This window comes from Flavobacterium pisciphilum (assembly GCF_020905345.1).
Classification (GTDB): Bacteria; Bacteroidota; Bacteroidia; order Flavobacteriales; family Flavobacteriaceae; genus Flavobacterium; species Flavobacterium pisciphilum.
Window position 1 is genome coordinate 1,054,432 of record NZ_JAJJMO010000001.1, and the last position, 12,521, is coordinate 1,066,952.

The 12,521-nt window shown below is 38.0% G+C and carries 8 protein-coding genes; 7 read left to right on the forward strand and 1 reads right to left on the reverse strand.

Annotated elements, in window-relative coordinates:
• Window positions 1-14: 14 nt before the first annotated feature.
• From LNQ49_RS03975 to LNQ49_RS04005, 7 genes are read left to right on the forward strand one after another with little or no spacing between them, the layout of a single operon-like run.
• The gene (locus LNQ49_RS03975) at window positions 15-4,253 is read left to right on the forward strand and encodes a type I polyketide synthase (protein WP_229987428.1); all 4,239 of its coding nucleotides are present in this window, start codon (window positions 15-17) and stop codon (window positions 4,251-4,253) included.
• Window positions 4,241-4,540 (forward strand): acyl carrier protein, encoded by a 300-nt coding sequence (locus tag LNQ49_RS03980; protein WP_229987429.1) that lies wholly within the window; start codon window positions 4,241-4,243, stop codon window positions 4,538-4,540. The genes LNQ49_RS03975 and LNQ49_RS03980 overlap by 13 nt, the downstream gene beginning before the upstream one ends.
• Window positions 4,531-5,295, forward strand: coding sequence for an alpha/beta fold hydrolase (locus LNQ49_RS03985; RefSeq protein WP_229987430.1), 765 nt, complete (start codon window positions 4,531-4,533; stop codon window positions 5,293-5,295). The genes LNQ49_RS03980 and LNQ49_RS03985 overlap by 10 nt, the downstream gene beginning before the upstream one ends.
• Window positions 5,296-5,305: 10 nt before the next feature.
• Window positions 5,306-7,711, forward strand: a complete 2,406-nt coding sequence (locus LNQ49_RS03990) for a glycosyltransferase (protein WP_229987431.1) — start codon at window positions 5,306-5,308, stop codon at window positions 7,709-7,711.
• A gap of 3 nt (window positions 7,712-7,714) precedes the next feature.
• The gene (locus LNQ49_RS03995; RefSeq protein WP_229987432.1) at window positions 7,715-8,986 is read left to right on the forward strand and encodes a condensation domain-containing protein; all 1,272 of its coding nucleotides are present in this window, start codon (window positions 7,715-7,717) and stop codon (window positions 8,984-8,986) included.
• Window positions 8,983-10,236, forward strand: coding sequence for a condensation domain-containing protein (locus LNQ49_RS04000; RefSeq protein WP_229987433.1), 1,254 nt, complete (start codon window positions 8,983-8,985; stop codon window positions 10,234-10,236). Before LNQ49_RS03995 ends, LNQ49_RS04000 begins: the two co-directional genes overlap by 4 nt.
• A 7-nt stretch (window positions 10,237-10,243) precedes the next feature.
• A complete protein-coding gene (locus tag LNQ49_RS04005) occupies window positions 10,244-10,747 on the forward strand; it encodes a hypothetical protein (protein ID WP_229987434.1) in 504 nt (167 codons plus the stop codon).
• 494 nt (window positions 10,748-11,241) lie between these two features.
• Here the strand turns inward: LNQ49_RS04005 and LNQ49_RS04010 are convergent, their stop codons facing one another.
• Window positions 11,242-12,447, reverse strand: a complete 1,206-nt coding sequence (locus LNQ49_RS04010; protein ID WP_229987435.1) for a hypothetical protein — start codon at window positions 12,445-12,447, stop codon at window positions 11,242-11,244.
• Window positions 12,448-12,521: the final 74 nt, after the last annotated feature.

The window sequence follows — 12,521 nt, forward strand, 5'->3', positions numbered from 1 at the left end:
TGTATTCGTCTATTATGAAAAAAACAGATATTGCTATTATAGGTTTATCTTGCATGTTTCCCGGAGCAAAAGACGCCGAGGCATTCTGGCAAAATATCATCAATAAAGTCGACTCTACACAAGTAGCTCCGGCAGAACGCATCGATCCTATCCACTTTAGCGATAGCAAAGAAGCCATGGACCGCTTTTATTGTAATCGTGGCGGATTTATTCCTGATTATGAATTCGACCCTACAGCATTTGGTATTTTACCGCTTGCAGTTGAAGGCACTGAACCCGACCACCTGTTAACGCTTGACCTCGTTCAAAAAGCACTTGAAGATGCAGGAGTATTTCAAAAAAAAGTTTCATTGGAACGAACAGGAATTATCATCGGAAAAGGAAATTACACTGGTCCTGGAGCTACACGTGCAATTGAAATTGTACGTACAGGCGAACAGATCTACTCCCTTTTACAAGAACTATTGCCAGAGGTATCTTCAGCAGATATTGAAAAAATAAAACAGGCATTTCAGGAACGTAAAGGACGATTTTCTGCAGACACAGCCATGGGGTTAATCCCCAACCTTGTTGCCTCATTAGTATCAAACCGATTCAATCTTGGAGGTGTTGCTTTCACCGTTGATGCAGCATGTGCAAGTGCTCTTATAGCGGTAGACCATGCCGTGCAAGAGTTGCAACGTGGTCGCAGTGATATGATGATTGCAGGAGGAGTACATACAGGTCAAAACGCAGCATTTTGGAGCATATTTAGCCAATTGGGAGCATTATCGCGTCAGCAACAAATCAAGCCATTTAGCGAAGATGCAGACGGGCTACTCATTGGAGAAGGTTGTGGTTTCGTTGTCTTGAAGCGGTTGGAAGATGCTGTACGTGATCATGATAAAATTTATGCAGTCATTAAAGGAGTAGGCGTAAGTAGTGATGGCAATGGAACAAGTGTCATGAGCCCATCCGTAAAAGGTCAATTAAAAGCATTAGAACAAGCATGGACACATGCAGATTTAGATAAAAAACAAATTGGCTACTTGGAAGCTCATGGTACAGGAACTCCGTTAGGAGATAAAACAGAACTGCAAACCCTAGCTGAATTTTTCGGCAAAGAAGAAACAGCTGCACGTGCTGGTATAGGATCTGTCAAATCCAATATTGGCCATGCCATGCCTGCTGCAGGAATAGCTGGTTTAATCAAGACCTGTCTAGCCCTGCATCACGATATATTGCCACCTACATTATATTGTGAAAACCCAACTGCCTCCATGCAACTCACCAGATTTACACCTGTACAAGAAGCTAAAAACTGGTCACAAACAGGTTTACCAAAGATTGCAGCAGTAAATGCATTTGGATTTGGAGGTATCAACGCCCACATAGTCCTAAAAGGGTATGATATACCCAAAAAAGACGCAGTATTGTTACTTGCCAGATCAACACGTGAAGCATTGCTTTCTGCACTCCAAGATAACGATACTTCTTTGGGAGATGGCGATTATCGTATTGCTCTCTTTGACCCAACACCCGAACGTATACAAAAAGCAATCAAAATTGTTTCTAAAAATAATGCTTGGCGCAATAAACAAGATATATGGTACACCTCTACTCCCCTTTTAAAGAAGGATGGCAAACTAGCCTTTGTATTCCCAGGACTAGATGGTTTAGAAAAAGGCGAAGTTGTAACAGTCAGTCACTACTTTGGATTGACAGCCCCCATAGAAACTGAAGGTGAAGGACTGTTGAACGACGCATTAGGCATTTTTAACAATTGTGGCATACTAGACAGTGCTTTAAAAAAATTGGGAATCTATCCAGATATGAATGCTGGACATAGTTTGGGAGAATGGTTAGCGGGATATGCTTCAGAATTGGCCGAAGCAAGTTCAGTCAAGGACCTAATCGATGTCCTTGATCCAAAAACATTTGAACTCAAAGACTCAAAATTCATTGCTATTGGGGCAGGTCTTGAGGATATAATGCCATTGATTGAACAAATTCCCAACCTCTACGTTTCAAATGATAATTGTCCACATCAGGTAATCCTGTGCGGTACCCATGTTGCACTCCAAGAATTGACACCTTTATTAAAATCCAAACAGATATTCCACCAGATTTTACCATTCCAATCTGGCTTTCATTCTCCTTTCGTTGCAGATAAACTGCCTTTAATCTTAGCAGGTATGGAAAAAGTTCAATTCCAAAAAACAAAAATCCCGTTGTGGTCTGCCACTACACTACTGCCCTATCCGGCAGATCAGCAGTCTATCCGTAAACTAAGCGCCGAACATCTTGTACAACCAGTAAGGTTCCGAGAACTAACGGAAAAGCTTTATGACGAAGGAGTCCGTTTTTTTATACAAGTAGGCACAGGAGGATTAATCGGTTTTATTGATGATACCTTAAAAGGGAAAGCATTCAGTACACTTGCCTCAAGTGTAGCCACCCGAACAGCACTTGCTCAGTTGCAAAGAGTAGTCGCTGCATTATTTGTAGAAGGCAAAGTCCTAGCACTCGATTTTTTAGATATACAAAATCACAGAAAAACAATACCCAAAAAAGGTATAAAATTACAATTAGGGTCACCCATTATCCGTGATTTTGAAGCAATAAAAAACTTACGAAAATCTATCGATACAGTACGACCAAAAGAGATTTTTACTAAAGCAACACCAAAAGTAAGCCAGCCATTATTCCGTGCATTTCAAGACAATATCACTGATATGATTCGAATGCAAGAAGAAGTATTGAACGTCTTTGAAAATCATACACAAACTGCTATTTCTACACCTGTCTTAACGAAAAAACAATTGATTAACAATCATTTTTCAAAAACACTACAAGTCAATTTAGCTACACATCCCTATCTGATTGATCACAGCCTTTTACGACAACCCAAAGGCTGGTCAGATGTTGCAGATATGGAACCTGTGATTCCGATGACTATGATCTTTGAATTACTGGCAGAAGCAGCACAAGCTGAACAACCAGAAACAAAAATTCACAAAATCATGCACGTCAGTGTATTTCAATGGATGAACGTTGCCAACCCTTTTGAAAAAACAATAAAAGGTATTTGGCGCTCCAATAATCACGCCTATTTGGATATCGAGAATTTTGCCAATGCAGAAATATTTTTAGCATCATCTCATCCTCAACTACCTACTTTTGATTTATCTATAGGGGAACGATTACCTATCGAGCGAACTCCTTTAGAAATCTATGAGAAACATATGTTTCATGGAGAAGCATATCAAGGTATTACAGCTATATCAGCTGTTGGAAAGAAAGGTATTATAGGACAAATAAAAAGTAACGGTGGTAAAGGTTCCTTATTAGACAATGCAGGACAATTATTTGGATTATGGTTACAACTTACCTTAATCAAAGACCGCATTGCTTTTCCAGTCAAAATCAAACAAATTGAATTCTTCGAAGATATGCACGATCAAGATGGTGCATTTGAATGTACCTGTGCATTAACAGAATTAAACGATGAATTTGCAATCGCTGATATTGTTCTTCGAAGAAACGGAAAAGTTTGGTGCTCGATAAAAGGATGGCAAAACCGAAGATTAGAAATTGACGAAGCTTTATGGAATGTTTCCATGTCGCCACTTCATAACCGTCTATCAGAAGAAATTGCTCCACATATCTTTTTCTTTCATCAGGCCTATTCCCGCGTATCTTCTTGGGATTTTATACTGAAACGTTATTTCAATCAAAGGGAAAAAAAGTACTATCAGGAACTCCTACCCAACCGTAGAAAGAATTGGATGGTAAGTCGCGTAGCGGTAAAAGATGCCGTACGACATTTATTGAGTGAACAGAAAAATCAACCCAATTACCCCATAACCTTTGAAATTTATTCTGATAACGCAGGCAAACCTTATCTCAGAGGTAATGGCACAGAACAGATCCAAATCTCATTGGCACATAAAGGAAAAGATGCAGTAGCAATTGCACGGCAAGATAAACCTGTTGGCATCGACATGGAAATCATTGCAGAACGCACCCCTGAATTTTATCAATTAGTATTCACCAATGCAGAATTAGCATTATTAAAAGAACTAGATCAAGCCGAATGGAGCACCCGATTTTGGGTAGCAAAAGAAGCCTATGGAAAATTATTAGGAACAGGGCTAAAAGGAAACCCAAAAAGATATGAAGTAGCACGCATACAAGGAGATCATCTATGGATCGATCAAATAGAAATCAAAACAATCAAACACCTAAATTATATTATCGGATGGACACTTTAAACACGACATTAAAAATGAATCATGAGGAGTTATTCAACCTATTAAAGGGTTTTATTACGGAAGTCATCGGCGAAGAATTTGTAGAAGAGATGGATATCACTCCAGAAAGTTCGTTTACTAAAGATCTGGAAATGGACAGTATCGAGATTGTTTCTTTTTCAGAAAAAATCAAAGCACACTTTGGCGATCAAATTGATTTCACCGGTTGGTTGTCTTCTATGGATCTTGATCAACTGATCAATCTTGATCTTAATAGGATCATCAATTACATCTACGAATGCCAATAATTACTATTAATAATAAAAAAGTTCACATACAAGAACTAAATAAAGGTGCTAAAGATACCGTAGTATTGATCCACGGTATGTTTAGTAATCTTGCTATTTATTATTTTAATATTGCTCCCATTTTGGCGCAGCACTTTCATGTGGTCATGTATGATCTAAAAAGTCATGGTAAGAGTGAGCGTACATTAGAAGGATATGATTTAGAAAATATGTCGTCCGATTTAATCGCAATGATGGATTACCTCCAAATCAAAAAAGCACAACTTGTTGGCTATAGTTTTGGAGGACTTATTGCTCTCAAAACTGCTTTGATAACCCCTGAACGTTTAAGTCAATTGGTTATCATTGAAGCACCGGATCCGCAAGATGAAAAAGCGCGAAATATTATCGAAGATTATAGCAAGGAATTTCTCGAACATTACGTAGCTAATTTTACGGACACTACAAAAGTGAAAATGGGGAAAAGACAGATGGAAAAAAACCATCGATTATACGAGTTTTTATTTAACCAGACCACTATCAAAGCTGATATGGTTAAAGAAAAACATTTTCTACATCACATTCCTGTTTCCGAATTACACCCACCAACCCTGTTACTATATGGATCAGCCTCCAATTGCAAACCAACAGGAGAATGGTTACAATCTCAAATCGGTACAGCCGAGCTAAAACTCATTGATGGAGATCACAATATTCCCATTCAAGCTCCTATTGAGATAGCAGAAACTATTGTTCAATTTTTAACTAACCATTAATTACAAAACCATGGCTAAATTTGTATTTGTTGTTCCCCCGCTAACTGGTCACGTAAATCCAACATTGAGCATTGGTGCCGAACTCTTAAAAAGAGGACATCAAGTAGCGTGGATCAGTCTTGACCAAAACTTAAGCTCCAAACTTCCTGTAGGCGGGCAACTATTGCTTATTCAATACGATCAGACAGACGAAGAAAAAAGAGAAAGCGAACACTATCTAGATATCATCTCAAAAAAGGTTGTTTACGGCATTGATAGTATCAAGTTTTTATACGAAGAAGTGTTGATCCCTTTAAATAGACATTGTTATAAAGGAATCGTTAAGCTGTTAGAAGCCTATGAGCCAGATTTAGTAATCGGTGATCATCAATTATTTGCTGCGGCAATTGCGGCAAAAAAAGTTAATCGCCCTTATGCGACCTCCGTAACAGCCCCAGCAGCAATCAAAATTATCAGTGAGCTACCGAAAGTACATGAATGGGAAGTCAAGCAGATCATGGCTTTACAAGAAGAACTCGGTATCAAAGAAAACCGATCGTTAGATTGTTCAGATCTTCTTACTTTAGTCTTAACCTCTCAGTATTTCTTTGGAGAAATGGATCTCACCTCCAACTATCAATTTACAGGTCCGGTAGTAACAGAACGTCCTTTATCCTGTGCTTTCGATTGGGAGCAACTGAAAAGTAGTCCTCGGAAAAAAATTTTAGTCAGCATAGGCACAACATTCGACCATGAACATAAGAAAGCATTTTTTCAAAAGGTAATCGATGCCTTTCAGGACGAAGATCTAACGGTTGTAGTTGTTTCAGATTCCAATCTATTTGATACCTGGCCTGAAAATTTTATGGTCTATTCGCAAATCCCACAATTGGATTTGCTACCTCATTTAGATGCTGTCGTATGCCATGGTGGACACAACACCGTTTCAGAAGCTCTTTCACATGGTCTACCGCTCGTTGTTATTCCAATTGCATACGATCAATCCCATGTGGCAGGACGTGTCGTACGTACCGGTGCAGGTGAGCGTCTCAATTTTAACCGATTTAAAGCCAATCACCTAAGAAACGCTGTTGATACTATCTTAAATCAGCCACAATATCGTGAAGCCGCCCTCAAAGTTCGTCAATCTTTTATAGAGGCAGGCGGAACGAAGACAGCAGCAGATCTACTTGAACACGCCATAGCCCCTACGCAGCCCTCTATCGAATCTCCTGCTAAATTTCTCATTGTTATTCCTCCATTTTTTGGACATATCAGTCCGACATTAAGTTTGGGAGCTAGTTTACTTGCTCGTGGTCATGAAGTCAAATGGTTTGGCATTACACCACTGGCGGAGGAACATATTCCAACAGGAGGAACCTATATCTACCCCGAGAAGGATCTCATCCCCTTTCAACTTGAACTTCAACAGATATTAAAACGACAAGATGATGGCCCTTCTTGTTCTGGACCAGAAGTCATGAAATTAGCACTGGAAGAAACCTATGTTCCATTTGCTAAAATGATGATGCCAGGATTAGAAACACTACACAGTCACTGGCAGCCTGATGTAATCATCAATGATTGTATCACCTTTGGCGGAGCTCTATTCGCACACAAACATCGTATACCCTCTGTAACGACAACCCCAGTACCACCAGATGTGATGGGTGACACAGAGAAAAGTGCTCCTAAAATATTTGAATGGCAGCAAAACCTCATCAAAGAGCTACAAAAAGAGGTCGGTATTCTTGATGAGGGTATATTCATACATTCTCATCAATTAAACCTGGTGTTCACATCACAAGCATTTGCAGGTTTTAAAACCGTACCCTCACACATGAAATTTGTAGGTCCGGTCAAAGGCCGTCCCAATAATAGCCCTTTTGACTGGGAACGACTAGCAGCCAGCACAACGCCAAAAATTTTTGTGTCATTGGGTACTTTATTAGTTGATATCCGAAAAGCTTTTTTCGGTAAACTCATTGAAGCATTTGCGGACCAACCTGTTACTATTATTGCAGCAACACCACCCGAAATATTTGATAAATGGCCTACTAATTTTATCGTAAATAGTTTTGTCCCACAATCAACATTGATGCCTCATATGGATATGGTGATTTGCCACGGCGGTTTCAATACAGTGAACGACACCTTTACCAATGGTCTACCTATGTTGATTACACCAATCGCTTACGATCACTTTCATACAGCAAAGTTGATTGAACAAGCTGGCTGTGGAATCAGTATCCGATACAAACGACTTCGAATAGAAGCCCTGAGGGAGACCGTCTTCGAGCTCTTAGAAAATCCTAAATATAGAAATGCAGCCAAAGAAGTTCAGGCAGCTTTCCTAACAGCTGGCGGTAATGATCAGGCAGTTACATTATTGGAAGATTTTGTAAAACAAGAACGTTCAGTATTAGCTTCAATATAAAATATGAAAAGAAAATTGTTATTTGCAGAACGCATGCTATTGGGTGAAGGAAAAGAACCATTCCATGTCGTTATTCCTTTTCGCCTGCGCGGTGTATTTGAGGAAAAAGATATTCAATCTGCTTTAGACAGACTCCAGAAAAAACATCCTTGGTTACGAGCATACATCCATATTGATGAGAAGAATATTCCATGGTTTGAAGTCCCTAAACTAACGAATCCAATTCCAATTCGTATTGTGGACAAAAAAAGCGAAGACGACTGGCAACAGGAATCTATACAAGAATGGAATACACTCTTTGATTACAAAAACAAACCTTTGATCCGCTTTGTATGGATTAAAGGAAACGATAGCTCAGATATGCTACTTGTATTCCATCACTGCCTGTGTGATGGCGGTGCAGCGATGACTTTACTTTATGAATTTTTAAAAGTATTGGATAATCCAGTAGCAGATATAGGCATCGAAAATCCTATTTTAGGTATTCAAGACATTGTTCCTGCACCAATTTTAAAAAATAACAAACAAAGGTTTAAGGCAAAAATGATTGGTCGGCTAGCAACATTAACGATTAAATGTATTCCCGTCAGCAAAAAAACGATTGATCGACAAACGGACTATTTGATTCATTGGAAATTAGACCAAACCACAAGCCAACAGCTTATTTCCCATTGTAAGTCACTATCAATCACGGTCAATACTTTTTTAAGTGCTACCGTACTAGACACCTTTAAAAAAGTACGCGGAAACAAAGCCTTTAATAAAGTTTCTTGCCCAGTAGATATCAGGCGCTTAGCTCCCCAAGTAAAAGAAGATCATATTTTCGCCTTCGGCTTGATGATTGTCATCTCATCAAATCCCAAACTCAATTTCTTAGACAATTTACGTTTAATGCAGCGTTATGTAGATCACAAAACAGCCAAACTTAATCCCTATATCACCATGATGGTTATGGAATCTGCCCATAATGCGTTAAACAACTTTACAAAGCTTCTAAAACGAGGCAAGTCATCCAATGATTGTATGTTTTCCAACTTGGGACGTATTCAGATTCCACATCAATACCAATCCTTTACGTTGGAAACTATTTTCAGTCCATCAGTCATTGGACCACTAGGCAATACAACGACGATACTCACCTCCACTTATCAAGGTATTATGGACTTCTCGTTTATAGGAAGTGAAGGTTATTTGCCTTATCACGAGGCCATAGCCATTCGTGATGAAATAACTGATTCCATTAAACGCAAATTAAATTATCAAGCAGCCTCATGACCAAACGAAAACTCTTATTAGTAGAAAGAATCATGTATATTGATGCCACCACACCTTTAAACTGTGTGTTTACGGCAAAAATTAAAGGTGAAATTCGAAAAGAACACATCCAAATTGCTTTAGCAAAAATCCAAAATAAGCATCCGCTGCTTCGTTCAGAAATTGATTTACAGGATAAGCAACATCCTGCTTATGTCATCAAGGAAAATATGAAACCTATTCCGCTTCGCATCGTAGAACGTCAAACAGATACAGATTGGTTGGTGGAATCCGAACAGGAATGGTATTGGCACTTTAATGATGAAGGCTCCCCTTTGGCTCAATTGGTATGGATCAAAGGACAAGAGGTGTCTGAATTATTATGGGTATTGCCACATTGTATCTGTGATGGAACCAGTATTGAAACTTTGATGCGGGAATTACTTGCTTTAATAGATAATCCGACCCTTGATCTCGAACCTTATCAACTATTCCAATCAGTAAACAATTTCTTATCTCCACAGTTTGATATTCAAAAAAACACACGCAAAGCAAAGCTTTATTTACTTTTGGCCAAATTTTTCTTTTTGCTTCAACGAGAAAATAAAAAAAGAAATCTCGGAAAAAATTATGCCATTCATTGGAAATTAGATTCAACAAATTCAGCTGTTTTAAAACAGAAATGTAAAGACAGTGGTATTTCCATACATTCCATTCTTTGTACAGCGTTTATGCAAGCTTTTCAAGATGTACAAGGTAAATCAGCGAAAAAAAAAGTAATTAGTCCAATTAACATCCGTCATTTTATTCCTGAAATCAAAAAGGATCACATGTTTGCCTTTGCTCCAACAGTAGAACTATCATTAAAAAAGAAAACTCCTCAGATACTAGACCAAGCGAAACATATCAAAAAGGATCTTACTCAAAAAATAGAAAAGATGGACGCACGAGAACTGCTATGGATGGGTGAACAGATGCACTCTCTGGTCAATCGTATGATTTCACTGTTAAAATCAAGCCGAGGAGGGCACGATTTGACTCTTTCAAATATGGGTAGTCTTCAGATCCCGAATGATTACAAAAATTTTATTCTGGAAGATATCTTTAGCCCAACAGTAGCATTTCCTTGGTTAAATTCAAACACTTTAGTTACGACTACATATCGTAATCAAATGGACTTTACGTTGATGTCCAATCAAGATTTCTTACCTAAAGAAGAAGCCTTGAAAATTAAAGACAAGGCTATAGCATTACTGACTTTATCCTTATAAATTACTTATGATAACAACAGCTCAGTCAAAAAAAACATCCCTCAAACGCTTTCTAAGAAAGCGTGCAATTTATTATATCTTTCCCAACGTATTTTTCAATTTTATTATTGCTTATGCCAGTTTCCAAGAATTGGGGTATACTCATTTTTTTACTGGTCCCCAAAGCTTAGCACGTTTAACATTGCCAATGGCTATATTTTTGCCAGTAATCCTGACAATGGATATCATTAAGCGGGTTATTGTTGCCGCCGAACAAGAATTAATCGAAGTGGCAATAGATAATAACCTGAATAAAAACAGATTTATAGCAAAATTATGTGTGGCACACGGCATCATAACCGGTTTACTAGTACTATCTGTATTACTAATTGCACAGCAAAGCCTAACTGTTAACCATAAACTGGATCCTACCCTTATGGCTATTCTAGATGCTGTTCTTGCAGGTCTACTTTCGATATTGTTTACTTATCTTCCAATATATAGGCTAAAAAAACATTTGTACAAAACCTAGAGTATTCCTGAAGATGGTGTAATTCCTCAAAAGGAAAAAAATAAGCAAGAATATTTGCTGGATATATGTCTTAGTGTACAAGACAATTTAAATCAATTCTCTATTATTTTGAGATAGAATACAAGTAAAAAACAAGGCAACCTAAGCAATTACACAAATAGTTCTTGTAATAGTTGCGTAAGAATAATAATTAATTCTATGTCTATTTTGCTGATATAGTGTTTAATTTCATTGTTATCTAACCAGTCTTCAACAAATGCTACTGCCAGCGATGAAATTAATATTACAGGCATAAACTAGAGATGACTATCGCATTTCATCTTACATAGAAACTCTCTTTCGTTTAGAACGGTATATTAAAATATAAAATAATTAGGTCTTTTTATGTTTTACCATTTTCCTGAGTGCACCTATAGGGTCTCTTTTTTGATAGGTTTGGGAAGGTCTATAATCATAGGACATAAAATATAGGTTCAGGATGTGACTGCTTTATATTAAATAGCAAAATTTTCAGATTCAACAATCCCTCTTATAATTTGGGTTATTTCTCCATCTTCTACTTGTAAATATTGTTGATTCTCTTCAACCATGATCTTACCTCTTTTACCCAACTTTCCAGAATGCCCTAAACTTCCTGGATTACCAGGCCTTCCTTCTGATCCCTCTTTTCCTGCACTTCCGCCACCGGCAGGGTTAAAAATAAGATCTCCGTTTCCTCCCTTTCCACGTTTACCGCCCTGTCCGCCAATTCCACCAATTCCACCAATTCCGCCGACTCCTCCGTTGCCAGGAGAGCCTCCCAAATTATTGATAACGTAAAGAGTTGGTGCTATTTCTTTACGAAGTGAATAAATTTTAACAAAGCCACCATCACCGCCATCACCGCCATCGCCTCCTTCACCACCGTCACCACCGTCACCACCGCTCCCGCCATTTCCTCCATCTCCACCGGATTTAGGTCCTTTTCCGCAAGCAGTATTTTTTTTCCCGCCATTTCCTCCTTTTCCTCCATCACCACCTTTTTGTCCAAGCCCACCGGTTTGACCAATTCCCCCGTTACCTCCATTCCCGCCTATTGCATTAATGTATATTTCAGCATCCTGATGGAAAGATTTACATACAAAAATAACTGAGCCAGCTGGTAATCCATTATCGCCTTTATAACCAATGTTTCCCTTCAAACCCTTTTGTCCACTTGAACCAAGACCTCCATCATCTCCGCTTTCTGCACTTTTGAAACCAAATGTACCACATGAAGCATCACGACCAGAACTACCATTCTTCCCATTACTTGCTGGTGTATTATAGTTTTGCGCTTCGTTTAAATAAACTTGGGCATCAATGCCTCTACTGCCTTTATTATTTTCGATAGATAATACGCCAGCACCGTAGTTTGCAAATATATTTAAGTCAGATTCTGAATAAATTTTAACATCTTTATTTGAAATGATAGAATCGCAATTGATTACAATTGCAAACATACTTCCTTTGGGATTTATAAATTTAATATTGTTTTTAATGATAAGTACTTTAACTCTTAATGTAGTAATAGTTCTGGTTTCCTCACCATTTTCACCTAATATTAAAAGGTCTGTATCATATTTTTTTCCCAAAATAGATGCTATTAAATCATCTTTTGCAGTTTGTGCATGCACAGCAGAAAACAACATAACTAAAACAATTATTATTAAATTTCTCATTTTTCACGGTTAATTTAGAAGTTGAAACTAATTATTATCAAAAAATATTGGCTAAAACATACTACAAGAATAAG

Excerpts from the sequence above, each read along its gene's own strand:
- LNQ49_RS03975 (WP_229987428.1), top strand. The coding sequence starts at position 15 with ATGAAAAAAACAGATATTGCTATTATAGGTTTATCTTGCATGTTTCCC.
- LNQ49_RS03980 (WP_229987429.1), top strand. The coding sequence starts at position 4,241 with ATGGACACTTTAAACACGACATTAAAAATGAATCATGAGGAGTTATTC.
- LNQ49_RS03985 (WP_229987430.1), top strand. The coding sequence starts at position 4,531 with ATGCCAATAATTACTATTAATAATAAAAAAGTTCACATACAAGAACTA.
- LNQ49_RS03990 (WP_229987431.1), top strand. The coding sequence starts at position 5,306 with ATGGCTAAATTTGTATTTGTTGTTCCCCCGCTAACTGGTCACGTAAAT.
- LNQ49_RS03995 (WP_229987432.1), top strand. The coding sequence starts at position 7,715 with ATGAAAAGAAAATTGTTATTTGCAGAACGCATGCTATTGGGTGAAGGA.
- LNQ49_RS04000 (WP_229987433.1), top strand. The coding sequence starts at position 8,983 with ATGACCAAACGAAAACTCTTATTAGTAGAAAGAATCATGTATATTGAT.
- LNQ49_RS04005 (WP_229987434.1), top strand. The coding sequence starts at position 10,244 with ATGATAACAACAGCTCAGTCAAAAAAAACATCCCTCAAACGCTTTCTA.
- LNQ49_RS04010 (WP_229987435.1), bottom strand. The coding sequence starts at position 12,447 with ATGAGAAATTTAATAATAATTGTTTTAGTTATGTTGTTTTCTGCTGTG.